At 42.0% G+C, this 17,322-nt stretch carries 19 protein-coding genes; 11 read left to right on the plus strand and 8 right to left on the minus strand.

Features of this window, described 5'->3' with window-relative positions; genetic code table 11:
• Positions 1-14: 14 nt before the first annotated feature.
• Positions 15-320: a rhodanese-like domain-containing protein gene (locus tag MKZ02_RS07625; protein ID WP_120033915.1), complete on the plus strand. Its 306-nt coding sequence runs from the start codon at positions 15-17 to the stop codon at positions 318-320.
• A 279-nt stretch (positions 321-599) separates the two neighbouring features.
• A complete protein-coding gene (locus tag MKZ02_RS07630; RefSeq protein ID WP_120037870.1) occupies positions 600-755 on the plus strand; it encodes a YpzG family protein in 156 nt (51 codons plus the stop codon).
• A 39-nt stretch (positions 756-794) separates the two neighbouring features.
• Here MKZ02_RS07630 and MKZ02_RS07635 read toward each other — a convergent pair whose 3' ends face one another.
• The 4 genes from MKZ02_RS07635 to MKZ02_RS07650 all read right to left on the minus strand — a co-directional run bounded on the left by MKZ02_RS07635 (position 795) and on the right by MKZ02_RS07650 (position 5,072).
• Positions 795-2,048 carry a BaiN/RdsA family NAD(P)/FAD-dependent oxidoreductase gene (locus MKZ02_RS07635; RefSeq protein WP_340852805.1) on the minus strand — a complete coding sequence of 418 codons (1,254 nt, stop codon included), beginning with the start codon at positions 2,046-2,048 and terminating at the stop codon, positions 795-797.
• 97 nt (positions 2,049-2,145) lie between these two features.
• Entirely contained in the window at positions 2,146-3,909 is a 1,764-nt protein-coding gene (locus MKZ02_RS07640; protein ID WP_340852806.1) for a DHA2 family efflux MFS transporter permease subunit, read from the minus strand.
• 13 nt (positions 3,910-3,922) lie between these two features.
• Entirely contained in the window at positions 3,923-4,579 is a 657-nt protein-coding gene (locus MKZ02_RS07645; RefSeq protein ID WP_120033909.1) for an efflux RND transporter periplasmic adaptor subunit, read from the minus strand.
• A 67-nt stretch (positions 4,580-4,646) separates the two neighbouring features.
• Positions 4,647-5,072: a MarR family winged helix-turn-helix transcriptional regulator gene (locus tag MKZ02_RS07650; RefSeq protein WP_182916997.1), complete on the minus strand. Its 426-nt coding sequence runs from the start codon at positions 5,070-5,072 to the stop codon at positions 4,647-4,649.
• Positions 5,073-5,257: 185 nt separating this feature from the next.
• Between MKZ02_RS07650 and MKZ02_RS07655 the strand changes: the two genes are divergently transcribed.
• The 3 genes from MKZ02_RS07655 to MKZ02_RS07665 all read left to right on the plus strand — a co-directional run bounded on the left by MKZ02_RS07655 (position 5,258) and on the right by MKZ02_RS07665 (position 8,594).
• Positions 5,258-6,877, plus strand: coding sequence for a putative polysaccharide biosynthesis protein (locus MKZ02_RS07655; protein ID WP_120033905.1), 1,620 nt, complete (start codon positions 5,258-5,260; stop codon positions 6,875-6,877).
• A 72-nt stretch (positions 6,878-6,949) separates the two neighbouring features.
• On the plus strand, positions 6,950-7,852 hold the full coding sequence (locus tag MKZ02_RS07660; protein WP_445324304.1) for a DMT family transporter: 903 nt from the start codon (positions 6,950-6,952) through the stop codon (positions 7,850-7,852).
• Between the two features lie 19 nt (positions 7,853-7,871).
• Positions 7,872-8,594 carry a pseudouridine synthase gene (locus tag MKZ02_RS07665; protein WP_120033900.1) on the plus strand — a complete coding sequence of 241 codons (723 nt, stop codon included), beginning with the start codon at positions 7,872-7,874 and terminating at the stop codon, positions 8,592-8,594.
• A 76-nt stretch (positions 8,595-8,670) separates the two neighbouring features.
• Here the strand turns inward: MKZ02_RS07665 and MKZ02_RS07670 are convergent, their stop codons facing one another.
• Entirely contained in the window at positions 8,671-8,892 is a 222-nt protein-coding gene (locus tag MKZ02_RS07670) for a DeoR family transcriptional regulator (protein WP_041097857.1), read from the minus strand.
• A 337-nt stretch (positions 8,893-9,229) separates the two neighbouring features.
• Here MKZ02_RS07670 and pepV point away from each other — a divergent pair, with 337 nt between their 5' ends.
• Entirely contained in the window at positions 9,230-10,651 is a 1,422-nt protein-coding gene (gene pepV, locus MKZ02_RS07675) for a dipeptidase PepV (protein WP_340852816.1), read from the plus strand.
• Between the two features lie 98 nt (positions 10,652-10,749).
• Here pepV and cysK read toward each other — a convergent pair whose 3' ends face one another.
• Positions 10,750-11,679 (minus strand): cysteine synthase A, encoded by a 930-nt coding sequence (gene cysK, locus MKZ02_RS07680; protein WP_120033896.1) that lies wholly within the window; start codon positions 11,677-11,679, stop codon positions 10,750-10,752.
• Positions 11,680-11,841: 162 nt separating this feature from the next.
• Between cysK and thpR the strand changes: the two genes are divergently transcribed.
• The 4 genes from thpR to trmB all read left to right on the plus strand — a co-directional run bounded on the left by thpR (position 11,842) and on the right by trmB (position 15,079).
• Entirely contained in the window at positions 11,842-12,396 is a 555-nt protein-coding gene (gene thpR / locus MKZ02_RS07685) for an RNA 2',3'-cyclic phosphodiesterase (RefSeq protein ID WP_120033893.1), read from the plus strand.
• Between the two features lie 6 nt (positions 12,397-12,402).
• Positions 12,403-13,380, plus strand: coding sequence for a nuclease-related domain-containing protein (locus MKZ02_RS07690; RefSeq protein ID WP_120033891.1), 978 nt, complete (start codon positions 12,403-12,405; stop codon positions 13,378-13,380).
• Positions 13,381-13,607: 227 nt separating this feature from the next.
• Entirely contained in the window at positions 13,608-14,384 is a 777-nt protein-coding gene (locus MKZ02_RS07695) for a phosphotransferase family protein (RefSeq protein ID WP_120033889.1), read from the plus strand.
• 56 nt (positions 14,385-14,440) lie between these two features.
• On the plus strand, positions 14,441-15,079 hold the full coding sequence (trmB, locus tag MKZ02_RS07700) for a tRNA (guanosine(46)-N7)-methyltransferase TrmB (protein ID WP_340852823.1): 639 nt from the start codon (positions 14,441-14,443) through the stop codon (positions 15,077-15,079).
• Between the two features lie 93 nt (positions 15,080-15,172).
• On the opposite strand, the gene MKZ02_RS07705 is transcribed toward trmB, so the two are convergent.
• Positions 15,173-15,766 carry a YhcN/YlaJ family sporulation lipoprotein gene (locus MKZ02_RS07705; RefSeq protein WP_340852826.1) on the minus strand — a complete coding sequence of 198 codons (594 nt, stop codon included), beginning with the start codon at positions 15,764-15,766 and terminating at the stop codon, positions 15,173-15,175.
• A 162-nt stretch (positions 15,767-15,928) separates the two neighbouring features.
• On the opposite strand from MKZ02_RS07705, the gene MKZ02_RS07710 reads away from it, so the two are divergent.
• The gene (locus MKZ02_RS07710) at positions 15,929-16,786 is read left to right on the plus strand and encodes a YtnP family quorum-quenching lactonase (protein ID WP_120033882.1); all 858 of its coding nucleotides are present in this window, start codon (positions 15,929-15,931) and stop codon (positions 16,784-16,786) included.
• Positions 16,787-16,901: 115 nt separating this feature from the next.
• On the opposite strand, the gene MKZ02_RS07715 is transcribed toward MKZ02_RS07710, so the two are convergent.
• Positions 16,902-17,222 carry a PepSY domain-containing protein gene (locus MKZ02_RS07715; RefSeq protein WP_340852829.1) on the minus strand — a complete coding sequence of 107 codons (321 nt, stop codon included), beginning with the start codon at positions 17,220-17,222 and terminating at the stop codon, positions 16,902-16,904.
• Between the last annotated feature and the right edge of the window lie 100 nt (positions 17,223-17,322).

Below are 17,322 nucleotides of genomic sequence, written 5' to 3' on the forward strand. Positions count from 1 at the left end.
AGAGGATGGTACAGATGGAGCCAATTCCAGAAATTACACCTGAAGAACTTAAACAAAAATTAGCCAACGGTGAAAAGTTGGAAATTGTGGATGTACGGGAAGATGAGGAAGTGGCAGGCGGTAAAATTCCGCAGGCTAAACACATTGTAATGGGAACCATCCCGAATCACTTAGATCAATTTGATAAAGAGAAGGAATATATTTTTGTCTGCCGCTCGGGCCGACGCAGTGAAAATGTCTGCTATTATATGCGCGATCAAGGTTTTAAAGTCCGTAATATGGCAGGCGGCATGCTTGAATGGACCGGCGAAACAAAATAATGTGCTTAGCTGTTCCCCTTCATCAGAAGGGGAGCAGCTTTTTTATTGGAGAAATTGAGAAGGAGAAAGGCCTAACTGGAATCAAAGTGAACATATCCTGAATCAGGCAGGGATATCGGGCATGCAGAGCTGGTATCATCACTTATGCACGGAATATCAACAATTAGGCTGCCATAAAAAAGTAAACAAGAAAAACATACTTCCCTGCTTTTAACACAAGCTAAAAAGGATATTCAGCAGTTGAATATCCTTTCACAAATTTACGGTGAGGTGAAAATGATGAGCAGAAAAGATTGGCTTGATCCGACTTCTCAAAAGTTTCACCACAATTGGACGAGACCGAAGCGTACAAACTCGCAGGTGAATGGTCATACGGAAGTATCCCGGCGGACACGCATTAACCAAAGCGTCTCAAACGAAAATCGGTTTTGTTGATGTAAAGAAAAAAGCAGAGGAAAATGTCCTCTGCTTTTTTCACTGGGCAGCATTTGAGCCAGCCAGCCGACCAGTAATAAGTGCGGAGGTAATATTGTAGCCGCCTGTATAACCATGGATGTCGAGTACTTCACCGCAAAAAAATAAGCCGGGCATTTTTTTAGAAGCCATTGTTTTTGGGTCCACTTCTTTAATAGAAACACCACCGCCGGTGACAAAGGCTTTCTCCAGTGGCAGGGTACCGTTGACAGCAAAACGAAACTGCTTGCACAAGTGCGCAAACTGGCGGATTTTCTCGGTGCTAATACCGTTTCCTGGTGTTTCCTCATGGATCTCCGCCTCTTCCAGTAAAAACAGCAAGTAGCGCTCAGGAAGCAACCCTTTTAAACTATTTTTCACCGCTTTTTTTGGATGATCAGCGAGCTGTTGGCGCACCTCTTGGAAAAGCTTTTCTTCATTTTTGTCAGGCAGGCTGTCGATCGCCATGAATACTTCACCTGTTTTGCTTTTCTTGAGCGCTTTAACGACAAATTGGCTGCAGCGCAGCACTGCGGGACCAGATATGCCGAAGTGGGTAAAAATCATATCCATGCGGTGAGTAATGATTGGCTTGCCCTTAGGGTTCAGAACGCTTACAGCTACATCGCGAAGAGAAAGTCCTTGTAGTTTTTTCTCTTTAATAAATGGTTCCTCCGAAGTGACCGGCACCTCTGTCGGATAGAGCTCTGTTACTGTGTGGCCCGCTTTTTCAGCCCACGGATAAGCATCGCCTGTTGAACCAGTTTGTGGAACAGAACTGCCGCCTGCAGCAATAACGACAGAGTGGCTGCGGATGGTTTGGCCGTCGCGGAAAATGACTCCGGCTGTACGGCCATTTTCAAATAGCAGATCGGCCACGGCCGTGTTCACACGTGTTTCAACGTTGAGCTCTTTCATCCTATTAAGAAGTGCGTCAACGACTGACTGCGCTTTATTGCTTACTGGAAACATGCGCCCGTGATCTTCCTCTTTTAGGGCAATACCGAGGTCTTCAAAAAAACGAATGATATCTTCATTGTTAAAAACAGAGAAAGCGCTATATAGAAAACGACCATTTCCCGGGATATGCTTAATGATTTCATCAACCGGTAGGCGGTTGGTTACATTACAGCGGCCGCCACCTGATATAGCAAGCTTTTGGCCGAGCTTGCTGCCTTTATCAACAAGCAATACACGCGCTTTTTGCTCACCGGCTGCAATGGCTGCCATTAAACCGGAAGGACCGCCACCGATAATAATTACATCATAGTCCATATGGAATCCCTTCTTTCTTAAGCAATTCTTTTCATAGTAGTTGATTTATTCATCGGTTGTCAATGAATAGAAAAAAAGAGAACCCTAAAGGGTTCTCTTAGGCTGCTTTCTTCTTCGAAGGAAGGAAGAAAGAGAGTATGAATGCGATAGCGGCTAAAATTGTCGCCACAACAAACGCATCATTAATACCTTTAATGGTGGACAATTTCATTCCTTCGCTGTAGAGCGACATGATTGACATCATATGTCCGGATTCTCCGCCGCCAAATGCTTGACTTAACGAATTGATTTTATCCTGAATAAAAGAATTTGTTGTTGTTACTTGGTTTTCGTAATCCGCCATGTGAAAGGTGCTTTGTCTCGTCATAATGGTAACGAGGAAGGCTGTGCCAATCGAGCCAGCCACCTGACGGATTGTATTGGACATGGCTGTACCATGAGCGATCAGTTTCATCGGCAACACATTCATACCAGCCGTCATAATCGGCATCATAATGAGCGACATCCCGAAGGAGCGCAAAATATAAATCATCAGGATGCTGCGATACGGGGTATCAGATGTTAGGTGCGTAAATTCGAACGTCCCGTAGGTTGTAATGGCCAGACCAATAACAGCGAGCCAACGAACGCCGTATTTATCGAACAACTTTCCTGCGATCGGCCCCATTAGACCCATGATCAATGCTCCAGGAAGCAAGAGAAGCCCGGATTCCATCGGAGTAAAGCCACGGATGTTTTGTAGGTAAATAGGCAACAAAAGCATACCGCCGAATAGTGCCATCGTAATAATTGAGTTGATGATAAGCGTAAAGGTAAACATATTGAATTTAAATACATTCATGTTAAGCATCGGTGTTTCCGAAACAAGTTGCTTCCAAACGAAAACGGCGAGAGAGATAATTCCAATGACAAGGGATAGGATAACTTCTGCACTGTCCCATCCATTGTTGCCAGCTTCACTAAAGCCATATAGCAACCCGCCAAATCCGATAGAAGAAGTAATGAGGCTGAACACATCGAGCTTCAAATCAACCGTTTCACTCTTAAGATGGAACAGGCGAATGGCCAGTAAAATATCAATTACACCAAGAATGAACATGCCATAAAACATCACGTTCCATTCGTAATGCTGGATGACCCAGCCAGTAAGTGTCGGGCCAATTGCAGGAGCAAGAATCATTGCAATCCCCATTGTTCCCATGGCAGCTCCACGTTTCTCAGGTGGAAAGAGTGTCATGAAGACATTTGTTCCGAGTGGCATGAGCACACCTGCACCGATCGCTTGGATTACACGTCCGACCATCATAATAGTGAATGTGCCGGAGACGGCGCAAATGATAGACCCAACTGTAAAAGAAATCATCGACAAAATAAATAATTTTCGAAAACCGTACTTTAAGATCAAAAAGGCACTAATTGGAATCATAATGCCATTGACAAGCATAAAGCCGGTCATCAGCCATTGAGCCGTACTTGTTGATACGTTAAAGTCACTCATCATAACCGGCAGAGCGACATTGATCAACGTCTGGTTCAAAATGGCCACAAACATTCCAAACAGTAGCACAGCAAGAACGGGACCAACCCGTTTTGGTGGTGCATCTTCTGAAGAGGAATGGATTTCTTCAGCTACTTCAGCTTTTGTTTCTTCTTGGGCCTCTTGCTGAATGTCCTCTGGTACTGCTGTTTGCTGAGATGCATCTTCCTGCTGGACAGCTATAGCTGATTGCTGCGGCATTTCTTTTCCTGCGACAGGCAAATCAGGTTCTGTCTTCTTGCGTTTTGCGGCCAGACGCTTGTTCACAAAAGCTACCACAATAACGGCTAAAATAAAGTAACCAATTAGAAAAGCTGATGCCATGTATCCCTCCTCCTTATTTGTGAATGCGAACGGAAACATTCATGCCAGGTACAATATCCAATGACTTCTGATCATTAATGGAAATAGTTACCGGCACGACTTGTGTAACTTTCGTATAGTTAGCTGTAGAGTTGCTTGACGGCAGCATTGAGAAGACATTGGCTGTCGCAAGACCAATTTTTTTCACTTTTCCTGTTAAAGTAGTGTCTGGATAGGCATCTACGTAAATATCTACTTTTTCACCAACAGAAAGATCTTCAAGTTTTGTTTCATCTACATTCGCTGTTATCCACAGATTATTTAAATCATAAGCGTAAGCAAGTGGTGTTCCAGCAGCAGTCATGCTGTTCTTTACAGCTTTTTCTTCAACGATTGTTCCATCTTGTGGAAGAGTCACTGGTACTTTGATTGTTCCAGTTCCAGATGGAGATTGAGTTTCAACTTCACCAAGCTTCTCGCCCGCTTTATATTTTTCTCCGAACTCGCCATTCCAGCTGACAAGCTTTCCAGCCGCTGGAGCAGCAACCGCCATTTGTTGGCCATCAATTTTTGCATTATCTGTCTTTATATAATTGTTCGTCTGAGTAAAAAAGTAATAACCGAGAAAACCGCCGCCGATTAAAATAACAATCGTTAAAACGTTTAAGAGAACGATTCTTCTTACATTCATTTACATACAACTCCTTTAAATATTCATAATATTAATAGTTAACTTTATTAACTATTACCCGAAAAAATCATTGAATCTTCTTAAATAATTCAATGAATGTGTTAAGCTCTTCCGGTGTCAGTTGTCCGAACTTTTCATATAAGAACTGAGCATTCTTTTTTTTCAGTTCATTAGTGAGTTTTGCGCCCTTTTCAGTTAAGGAAATTTGTACAATCCTTCTATCTGTTGCAGAACGCTGGCGCATAATCAGTTCCTTTTTAACGAGTGAATCCGTTAAATTAGTAATATGGCTGACAGACACACCAAGCTCTCTTGAAATTTCGGTGACTGTTTTTACATCCGGAGAGGAGAGTAATTTTAAAACAGAGTACTCATTATTTGTAAGCTTATCACCAATAAAAACCGACATTTCACGTTTGAATGATCGGAAAGATGTCCGTAAGACAGCAGCCAATTCATTCATTTTCTCTTTCGTGTGCCGATTGTTCTCCATGATCATCCTCCTTAGGGCTCTCTTTTGCACTCAACTATTTTAAGAGAAAATACTTAACAAAGTAAACTATTTATTTTATGAAGTAATAAGAAATTTTTGTTTAATAAATTGCCTGAACGTTAGGAAAGAGGTAAACTGATTTTTAGCATTTGTATTTATCTTAACGGAATAGAAAGGGAATTTTTATGTCTTCGAAGCTTATCAGAGGAACATTCATTTTAACGTTGGGAACATTTATTTCCAAGTTCCTTGGATTGTTCTACGTTATTCCATTTTACTCAATTGTTGGAAAAGAAGCGACGTCACTTTATCAATATGGCTACGTGCCGTATACAATCTTCATCAGTATAGCCACTGCAGGTGTCCCGCTCGCCGTATCTAAGTTTATAGCTAAATATAATGCACTTGGTGAGTATGCCATCGGGCGCCGGTTGTTTAAGTCAGGTCTTATGATTATGTCTATAACAGGATTCCTTGCGTTTCTTATCATGTATGTTTGTGCCCCTTGGTTCGCTAGTATTATGATCGTTGATAAAGAACAGATTTATACGGCGGAAGAAGTGGCTTATGTCATTCGCGCCGTCAGTTTTGCCCTCATTATCGTTCCGTTCATGAGCCTAATGCGCGGATTTTTCCAAGGCCATCAATCAATGGGACCGTCAGCTGTATCTCAGGTAGTTGAACAAATTGCTCGTATTATTTTTCTGCTTGTCGGTGCTTATATTGTTTTAAATGTGTTAGATGGAACGGTTGTAAAGGCAATTGGTGTGGCCACATTCGCAGCATTTGTCGGGGCTTTATTCGGTTTGCTTGTTCTGTTTTGGTATTGGAAGAAGCGGAAAAACCACTTAAATGAACTGCTTGAAAAAGATAAAAGCCATGCAGACGTAAAGCTCTTTGATATTTATAGTGAGATCGTCGTATATGCCATTCCGTTTATTTTTGTCGGCATTGCGATCCCGCTTTACCAACTTGTGGATACCATTACCTTTAACCGAGCAATGGCAGAAATCGGACAGGCAAAAATCGCAGATACTGTGTTCGGAATTGTCAACTTTAGCACACAGAAAATCGTTATTATCCCCGTTTCATTGGCAACCGCTTTTGCCATGACACTTGTCCCGCTTGTGACAAGCTCTTTCGTGTCAGGGGAACCTGACAGAGTTAAAAAGCAGCTCGATCAGACATTCCAAGTTCTTTTATATTTAACTGTTCCAGCTGTTGTTGGAATTATGCTGCTTGCGGAGCCTTTTTATACAGCGTTTTATGAACATAGCAGCCTAGGCACAGATATTTTACGGGTATATGCACCGGTTGCCATTTTGTTTGCTTTATTCACTGTGACAGCAGCTATTCTGCAAGGAATCAATGAGCAGCGGTTTACAGTATTCAGCTTGCTGTTTGGCATTTTGTTGAAACTGGTGCTCAACATGCCGCTAATTAAGCTGTTCCAGGGAGAAGGCGCCATCTATGCGACAGCGATTGGGTATGGGGCTTCAATTATAATTAACTTGCTCGTTATTAGATATTATTCTGGTTACTCTCTTCGTTCGATCGGAAGAAAGATTGGCCAAATCACAGTGTTTAATTTAATTATGGCAGCTGCAGTGTACATCGTCTATTTTATTCTTCACCCGCTGTTCAATGCAGACAGCAAAATACAAAGCACGCTTTTGATCGCCGTCTGCGCGGTGATTGGTGCAGCGATTTATTTCTTCTTGAGTTTCCGATCCGGACTGGCAACGGCACTGTTTGGAACGAGACTTGACCGGATAAAAAATAAGTTTAAAAGAGTAAGAGCTTAATGAATGATTAGAAAAGCAGGCTTCTTTTTTGAAGGAGACTGCTTTTCTAATGAGAAAGAAAGGAGGGGGAATGTGGAAAAAGAACTCGCTTATTCATCAAGAACAAAGGGGATTATTATGGTTCTTGCCAGTTCCTTATTTTGGGGGGCATCCGGTGTAATCGCCCAATTTCTTTTCCAGAAGCAAGGAATTGGAGTAGAATGGCTTGTAACAGTGAGATTGTTGCTGGCGGGCTTGCTTTTGCTTCTCTTCGCGGCAATAAAAGAAAAAAGATCCATCTTTGGTATGTGGAGAGACCGGTTTAGCTGGCCGTCTCTCATTCTCTTCAGCTTGTTTGGCATGCTTGGTGTTCAATATACATTTTTTGCGGCCATTAGAAGCGGAAATGCAGCAACAGCAACCATTTTGCAATATTTGGCTCCCGTGTTGATTGTTTTGTATCTTGCCATTCGCTCAAAGGCACGCCCATCTTCAAAGGAAGTAGTTGCTGTTCTTTTATCTGTGTTCGGAACTTTCTTTCTTGTAACTGGTGGAAACCCAAACGAACTGACGATTTCTGGAACGGCTTTATTCTGGGGGCTCAGTTCAGCCGTAGCGCTCGCTTTCTACACTTTGCATCCGCTTGAATTATTAAAAAGATGGGGCTCCATTTTAGTAGTCGGCTGGGCAATGACAGTAGCCGGTGTTGTTTTCAGCTTTGTTCATCCTCCTTGGAAGCTGGAGGGAATGTTCTCCTTTGCCACAGTAGCGGCGGTTAGTTTTGTTATTATCTTTGGTACGCTGCTTGCTTTTTATTTCTATTTAGAGAGTCTTAATTATCTGCGTGCGTCGGAAACGAGCCTTCTCGCCTGTGTTGAGCCATTATCTGCCGTATTTTTATCTGTCTTTTTACTATCCGTACCATTTGGATTTGGAGAATGGCTCGGCACCTTTTTTATTATCACAACTGTATTAATGTTATCACGTACTAAATAATAAACAGAGGAGGAGAACAATGAGAATTGATAAATTGTTAGCAAATGTTGGTTATGGAAGCCGCAAGGAAGTCAAACAATTATTAAAGACTGGAGCAGTCACGATCAATGGAGAAGTGGTAAAAGATGCTAAGCAACATGTTGACCCCGAAAAGGATCAGGTTATGCTGCATGAGGAAGAAGTAAATTATCGTGAGTTTATTTACTTAATGATGAATAAGCCACCAGGTGTGATTTCAGCAACAGAAGATGCAAGGGAAGAGACGGTGATCGATTTGCTAGGGCCGGAACATGCGGTATTCAAGCCGTTTCCAGTCGGCCGTCTTGATAAAGACACAGAGGGTCTGCTGTTGCTAACAAACGACGGCGTACTTGCCCATCAACTGCTTTCTCCTAAAAAGCATGTGCCTAAAACATACTTTGCGGTGATTGACGGCGAAGTAACCGAAGAAGATGTAGAGGCTTTTCAAAAGGGGGTTTCCCTGGATGATGGCTATGTGACCAAACCAGGAGAACTGAATATTTTAAAAAGTGGACTTCGCTCAGATATTGAATTAACGATTACAGAAGGAAAGTTTCATCAAGTAAAGAGAATGTTTGAAGCAGTTGGGAAAAAAGTGGTTTACTTGCAGAGAATCTCGATGGGGCCGCTTCAACTGGATGAGGAATTGGAGCTTGGTGAGTACCGGGAGCTGACGGAAGAAGAAGTAGAACTTTTGAAAAGTGGAGAGAAAGAATCATAAGATAAATATTGTCGGATTTTCGAAAGAATTTTATGTATAACAAAAAAAGCCCTTGCCAATTCAGGCAGGGGCTTGTTCATGAAGTCATTCGAACTTTCTTTTGTGTCGTTGTCCACTTGCCACGGCTTGGACTGATGACCAAGTCGTTGTAAGCTAACACATTCAAATCTCTTTGAATGGTGCGAGGAGTGATACCAAATTCATCCACAATTTCTTGAGTCGAAACAGTCCCGTTTTCCTTAATAAACATATAGACTGATTTGATTCGATTTAGCATCCGATTTGTTGAAGGTTTCAAAAAACCACTCCCTCATCTTTTTTCACAGAGGCATACAACAGACGACGGTTATTGAGAAGTTCAATGCTTCTCATTATATGTAGTTAATGAGACGCAGACAGCTCCTTTACTTAAATGTGTAAGATGTCTGACAATTGTATTTTACCTCATTTATATTTATTTTTCTAGAAAAAATACTTAAATTCATGAAACTTCATATAGTATTTACCCTTTTTTTTCATAAAACTAACAAAACAGACCGCTTTTTTTATTGCAATCGTGCTAGTAAGGGTTAATAATACTTTTTTAGAGGAGATAAAGGTAAAATAAAGAAAATGATGGATGGGAGGAAAAGTCAGTGGAAAAAATTAATTGGCAGGCTGAAGTAGAGAAAAGGCAGGAGGAGCTCCTGCAGGATTTACGATCCTTAATTGCCATTAAAAGTGTACTGAATGAAGAAGCAGCGACATCTTCAGCTCCGCTTGGTGAGCAGGTAAAAGAGGCGCTTGATTTTATGCTAAATCTTGGTGAAAAGGATGGATTTATAGGGAAAAATGTAGATAACCTGGCTGGTCATTTAGAGTTTGGATCAGGAGAAGAGCTCATAGGCATCTTATGTCACGTAGACGTGGTGCCGGAAGGGGACGGGTGGTCGACGGACCCATTTGGCGGTGAAATAAAAGATGGAAAAATATTCGGCCGTGGAGCCATTGATGATAAAGGCCCAACGATGGCCGCTTACTACGCCATGAAAATAATTAAGGAGCTTGGTTTGCCTTTACATAAGCGAGTGCGGATGATTATTGGCACGGATGAGGAAAGTGAATGGCGCTGTGTCGAACGTTATTTTGAAACAGAAGAAATGCCATCTGTTGGCTTTGCACCGGACGCTGACTTTCCAATTATTTATGCAGAAAAAGGGATTGCTGATTTTGATCTTGTCCAGCAAGCAGAAGAGACGATGCAAAGCCGTTCCGGTGATATCATTGTCCACTCTTTTGAATCAGGCAGAAGATATAATATGGTGCCGGACTATGCAAAAGCGGCTGTTACGGTGAATCGCGGACAGACGGAGATCATTCAAAGCTACGGGGCATTCGTTGACGAGCATGGGCTGGATGGTCGTTTCCATATTGATAACGGAAAATTGATTTTGGAATTAAAAGGAATCTCTGCTCATGGAATGGAGCCGGACCTCGGAAAAAATGCAGGTCTTTATTTGGCTGAATTTTTAGCCGGCAGAGAGCTGGATGAGAAAGCTGCCCATTTCTTTAAGCTGACAAGCCGATTGTTCTTCGAAGAATCACGCGGAAGAAAGCTAGGAATTGACTATAAAGATGAAATAACCGGAGACTTGACCATCAATGTAGGAAAATTATCATTCAATGAGGGTACTGGCGGAAAGCTTGGATTAAATATGCGCTATCCGGTCACATTTCCTCTAAAGGAGAAAAAATCATTTTTAATCGAACGACTGGCAGAAGAACAATTTAAAATTCAACACTTCTCTGACAGCTCTCCTCATCATGTCGATAAAGATCATCCGTTCATTCAGACCCTTTGTAAAGTGTATGAGGAACAAACCGGAGAACAAGCAAAGCTACTTTCGATTGGCGGAGGCACTTATGCTCGCAGTCTGGAAACAGGTGTGGCATTCGGCGCTCTATTTCCTGGTCGGGAAGATGTCGCCCATCAAAAAGACGAATATATGTTTATTGAGGATTTGCTGAAAGCCACAGCTATTTACGCACAGGCCATTTGGGAGCTGGCTCGACAATAAATGATCTTGCCCGACTGGCTAGAAGACCAGTGGACTGATTTCAGGCTCGGCATCCTTTTTAGCAAAAACGCCCTTCCACTAATGGAAGGGCGTTTTTATTATAATTGGAACAAGTCGCTTGATAGATAACGTTCACCCGTGTCACAGGCGATGCATACAACAATATCGTCTTTTGTTAGAGTTTTCGCCGTTTGGATCGCTGCATAGCAAGCGGCGCCTGAAGAAGGGCCTACAAGGATTCCTTCTTTACGAGCAAGCTGGTGCACGGTTTCATAGGCATCCTCGTCTTCAATTTTGTAAATATAATCATATACGTCTTCATTAAGTGTATTTGGAATAAAGCCAGGGCTTGTGCCAACGAGCTTATGCTTCCCTGGTTTACCGCCAGATAAGACAGGAGAACCAGCTGGCTCGACTACATGAACTTTTAATCCGGGAACTTGTTCTTTCAATGCTTCACCTGTGCCAGTAATGGTGCCGCCTGTGCCAGCTGTAGCGACAAAAGCGCCGAGATTTTTGCCAATTTGCTTTACAGCTTCCAAAATCTCTACAGCTGTTGTTTTTCGATGAGCATCTGGGTTAGCCGGGTTATCAAATTGCATGGGGATAAAACTGTTAGGAATGTCTTTTGCAAGCTCTTCCGCTTTTCGAATGGAGCCAGGCATCTTTTCATTACCAGGTGTGAGCACTACTTCTGCACCATATGCTTTTAATAAGTTAATCCGCTCTTTGGTCATCGTATCAGGCATGACTAAAATGGCTTTATAGCCTCTCGCTGCTGCATTCATAGCGAGACCAATCCCCGTGTTGCCGCTTGTTGGCTCGATAATAGTAGAGCCAGGCTTTAAGAGGCCTGCTTTTTCTGCTTCAATAATCATATTGAAAGCTGCGCGATCTTTTACGCTCTTGCTTGGATTGAAAAACTCCAGTTTTAAATATATATCTGCTCCCTGTTCAGGAGCCAGGCGATTTAATTTTACAAGAGGAGTATCCCCGATTAATTCGGCGATGTTGTTAACTGTTTTCAATGCTGCTCATCCTTCCATCCATTTTTCTTACTTCTATTATTATCATATTAATTCGGATTAATCCAATCAATGCAGACAGGAATTGTTGTTTTCTTCGATTTGTGAAACACTCCGGATATTTGGTAAAATAGGAGGAAAACCAATGATAAAGGGGTAGCTGACATGAGCCATAATCATTATTTTTTCGCCCTTCCTTTGCCGACTGAGCTAAAAGAAACGCTTCACAAACAAATTCAAGAAAAGCAGCTTCCATTCTCCCGCTTTGTTCACGAGCAAGATTTGCATCTTACATTGGCTTTTCTAGGAGCAGCAGAAGAAAAGCAGCTTGAAACAGCTCTTTCGCTCGTTACTTCCTCTGTGCAGGATATTGAAGCTTTTCCGCTCATCATTGATTCACTAGGCTTTTTCGGTAAAAAGACAGATCCGCGCATTTTCTGGGCGGGAGTTAAACAGGAAAGTCGTCTAAATGAATTGCAGTCCGCTGTTACCGCTGCATGCCGTGAAGCTGGGTTTAAATTAGACAGCCGGCCGTTCAGCCCACATATTACCGTCGCTAGAAAATGGAAAGGAGAATCTCCATTCCAATTGCCACAATTACAGCTAAATAAAAAATTTTTAGCGGAAACGGTCGTTTTATACGAAACTTATTTGGACAGGAGTCCGAAATATAAAGAGAAGCAAATAATCCAATTACATACAGGTGAGGGAAAGGACTAAAGAAACATGGCGCAGTTGATTAAGCTACAGGATTATATTTCTAGATATGAAACAGATATTTTTCATTATCCTGCCCAGTTTGCCCGTCTGAAGAAACAGCAATGGGAAAGCATGAGGCAGTTTTGGGAGAGAAATCGTTGGGAAGACGAGGCAAGCCTTCTTTCTGACGAAGAACCTGAGGAAGAGACGGAAGGAAGGGGGATGGTGCAGAAACTTAAGTCTTTTTTTCTGCGTGAAAAAGCGGAAGAATCAGCCTCAATAGAGGAAGAGGATAGGTCGTTGTTTGATACTATTGAAGTGAACTCGGTAGCGAACCTCGATGAGTTAAGACATAAGTTTCTCAATCAGCTGTTCAACTTTCAACTGAAATGGGCAAGTTCAACAGTGAGGGAAAAATCATATATTGATCCGCGCTATTTTCATGATGAGCGGCTAAAATTTTTGCTGCAAAGCCTGCCGGATAGCTTTCTCGTTATGTATGAGCCTGTTCTCCAATTAAAAAAGGCGCCAATGGAGCTTGATATCCTTTTATTGACACCGACTGAAGTATGGTGTCTAACATTTTTAGAAGGGGAAGAGCAGTCGGTATACATCGGATCGGGAGAACGTTTTTGGCTGAAAAGAAAGGGAGAAGAGGAAGGCAGGGTATTGAATCCTACACTTGCGCTGAGCCGGATGGAAGCAGTGCTGAAGAATGTATTTCAGCGACAAGAGCTTGACTTTCCTATAAGAAAAGCCATTATTTCGCGTAATGGTTTTGTTGATTACCCTGATCCGCCGTTTGGATTGGAGGTAGTAGACAACCGATCATTTCTGTCCTGGATCGACCGAATGAGGAAGATGCCTTCCCCGTTAAAAACCATTCAATTAAAAGCGGCAAAAAGCGTGTTAGAATTTGGACAGACAACGAGTGTCCGCCGTCCGGAGTGGGATGAAGAGGAAGAGTTTTTATTCATAAGCGACACGGAGGAGCAGGACGACTGATGAAAGTGTTTTCCTTATGAGATGACCATTTGTTGGCATGCGCGAAATACCTAGCCGAAGACAGTATTTCATGTTAAAATATTAGATAACTTTTAAAATGAGCGCGTAAATGACAGATAAAAAGTGAATCCTGTCATAATACGAAGATAGCTATTGTATGATCAAGCGATAGCTGTCTTTTTTATTCGGGCATGAAATGAGCCAAACAAAAATGAAGGTGACTAACGGTGGAACACTTACTTGGACAAGATTGGGAAATCACTCCAGCCGGCGGAGCAACAGGAAAGGCTTACGCGGCCAAGCATGGAGGGCAGCAATTATTCTTAAAAAGAAATTCTTCTCCTTTTTTGGCAGTTTTGTCGGTTGAAGGGATCGTTCCGAAGCTGATCTGGACAAAGCGACTGGAGAATGGAGACGTCATTACGGCCCAGCATTGGCTGAAAGGACGCGAGCTTGCTCCAATTGAAATGGGAGACAGCAGGGTAGCCAGGCTAATGAGCAAAATTCATTCTTCCCAGCCGTTGTTGTCCATGCTCGAAAAGCTTGGTAAAGAGCCAATGAAGCCGAACATGATCTTAACCGAGATTGAGCGACAGCTTGATAAGGAAACAAAGAGTGATGAGCATGTCCAAAAGGCCCTTCGATTTCTTCATAGCCGCCTTTCTGAAATTGGTCATGGAGAATATGTTGTTTGCCACGGAGATATTAATCATAATAATTGGCTGTTGTCAGATGAAGATCAATTGTATTTAATTGATTGGGATGGAGCGTTGATTGCTGATCCTGCTGTAGATTTGGGGATGATGTTGTATACCTATATTGAAGAAACCTACTGGGAAGAGTGGCTTGCTCAATACGGTCTTGTTTATACTGCTCATCTTGCTTTGCGAATGAAGTGGTATTTTCTAGCTCAGACGCTTTTATCCATTCAATGGAACAAAGAAACGGGCCGCCTTCGGGAGATGAAGGAAGGCTTTCGGGACTTGTCTCATATTCTCTCTTGAATGTGGAAGACAAGCATGATATGGTTTGAACGAAACTTTTTTAATGAGGTGCCAGAATGCGATTAAGACATAAACCATGGGCCAGAGAAAAAATCGAGGCCTATCCACAATACATTGTTCCAACTCCAGAGAATCATCGAGGCAATTGGAAAAGCGTATTTAATAACGATCAGCCTATATATATTGAAGTAGGGACGGGCAAGGGCCAGTTTGTTACAGAAATGGCAAAAGCTCATCCAGATGTAAACTTCATTGGTATCGAACTATATGAAAGCGTGATTGTAACGGCGCTGGATCGTCTGATCGAAGCAGAACTCCCGAACCTAAAGCTATTGAATGCTGACGCTAGAAATCTCGCCCAATATTTTGCAAAAGGAGATGTCAGTCGAGTATATTTGAATTTTTCTGATCCATGGCCGAAAAAACGCCATGAAAAACGAAGACTGACGTACCGAACATTTTTAAAGCTATATGAGGATATCATGCCGGACGGCGGCGAAATTCACTTTAAAACAGATAATCAAAGTTTGTTCGAATATTCCTTGAAGAGTTTTTCCGCCTATGGGATGCTGTTGACATTCTTAAGTCTAGATCTTCATAAAAGTGATTTCGAAGGCAATATTATGACGGAATATGAGGAGAAATTCTCCAAAAAAGGCCAGCGTATTTATCGGGTTGAAGCAAAATATCGCTGACATGTACCAGCTTTTGCTGTTGATAAGAAAGAGGCCCTGTCAGTCAAAAACTGTCAGGGCCTCTTTCTTTATTCATGAGCACGGACGTACAGTTTAATGGGCGTCTGGAAATACTCTACGCACCGTGTCTGTAAATTCATCAAATAAACCTGTTATTGGACGACCTTCATCAATTTTGTCACCGTATCCTTGCATCCGTTGAACAAAATCAGGGTTAGCTGACACATACACTTTTTTTACGTTAGGATCGGCTTTTCTTACTTCATTAGCTACTTTTTCCTCAAGCTGATTAGTGAGCTGATCCTGCTTGCCGTTGCTGAGCAAAACGGCAGCATAGGCATTTTGATCTGTCACGATTACTTTTGCCGTACGTACTTCCTTTAATTTTTCTAATCGATTTTCTGCTCGGTCTGATACTGCCATTCCGTTAACGTTTCCGTTATTATTGTCGTTGGTGTTGTTATTTGTCACGTTGTTATCGTTACGATTGTTAGTATTATCATCAAGGGTAAGGTTCGGATCGTTCATCGCGTTTCGGTCTTCATTAAAACTTCTGTTATTCGGCGGGTTATATCGAGCGTTTTCAATATCTACGCCCCGGCGTTCATCCGCTGCATTATCGTTATTACATCCGAACAATAAGACAAATGGTAATAAAGCAATAGTAGCGTGTTTGAATCTGATCATGATGTGTACCCCTTTCTTTAATCTACATGTTTAAGTTGAACAAATATCTAATTAATTATTCATCAGCTGTTTGCCTCTTAAGTTTTAAAAAGTATTGATAAATGACGCAATTTTTCAATAAGTGCTACAATAAACTTGTACAAATGAAGGGGGGACAAACAGTTGGAAACGTTAACGGTGGGAGATCTTACACTAACTTGGTTAAATGGCGGAGTAACAAATATGGACGGCGGAGCGATGTTTGGTGTTGTACCAAGGCCACTGTGGTCAAGGAAGTATGCCAGCAATGAAAAAAACCAGGTTGAGTTGCGAACGGATCCTATTTTTTTTCAGTTAGATGGGAAAAATATTTTAATTGAAGCAGGGATTGGAAATGGGCGTTTAACAGAAAAGCAAATACGCAATTACGGGGTAGATGAGGAATCAAGAGTGGAAGAATGTCTAGCGGAATTAGGGGTTACACCTGCTGATATCGATATTGTTTTGATGACTCATATGCATTTTGATCATGCCTTAGGGTTAACCAAGCTGTTACAAGGCAAGTTGGTGCCAGCTTTTCCAAACGCTGTTATTTATACGTCAGAAACCGAGTGGGAGGAAATGCGGCACCCGAATATCCGCTCAAAAAATACGTATTGGAAAGAAAACTGGGAAGCGATTGAGCATCAGGTACGAACTTATAAAGAACAGGCTGAGCCGGTAAAGGGAATTAAAATGATCCATACGGGCGGTCACAGCAATGGCCATTCGATTATTATTATTGAAAGCAATGGAGAATGGCTCATTCATATGGCGGACTTAATGCCAACGCATGCTCATCAAAATGTACTGTGGGTATTGGCATATGACGATTATCCAATGGATTCTATTGCTGCGAAGCAGAAATGGCTGCCAGAAGGAATGAAAAAAAACGCCTGGTTTTTCTTTTATCATGATGCTGTCTACCGAGCGATAAAGTGGAATGAAGCTGGAGAAATGATAGCAGCGGTGAAGCGAGAAAAAGCTATGATCGGAAACTAAAAATGAATAATGAAAAGGGCTGTCCACTTGGACAGCCCTTAAGCTGCAAACCAGCCATTATTGTTCGTTCGCCTACAGTAGTCATGACCTTCATGGTCATTGAGCAGTCTGTTCATTAATAGGTTCTGTATACATCCATAATGGCGCCTGTTCTAGAGTCAGCGATAAACTCGAATTGTTCTCTCTCCTGACCAATGGTACGGGAAATCCCGCCTTTATAAACCATTTTGTCCATGCCCACTTTCTTCAATGGTTCCGGTTTCATTTTGATCCAAGAACCGTCAATAGCGCCCTCTGATTTAAATGCTTCCTTGACTTCTTTCAATGCTTTTTCCGCTGAGACATATGTAGTCTTCGTTAAGCTTTGCTGTACAAATACAGCACTGGCTGCTCCAGCAGCTGCTCCCAAAATAAAAGTTCCCCAATTCATACTCATATTTTTCACCCCTGTTTTTAATAGACTGATATAAGTATACCTTAATTTAAAAAATGCTGAAACTTCTGTCATCCATGTTCAGAAAATTGCCATAGTCTAA

It is taken from the genome of Pseudobacillus sp. FSL P4-0506 (genome assembly GCF_038003025.1).
In the GTDB taxonomy this organism is placed as follows: domain Bacteria; phylum Bacillota; class Bacilli; order Bacillales; family Domibacillaceae; genus Pseudobacillus.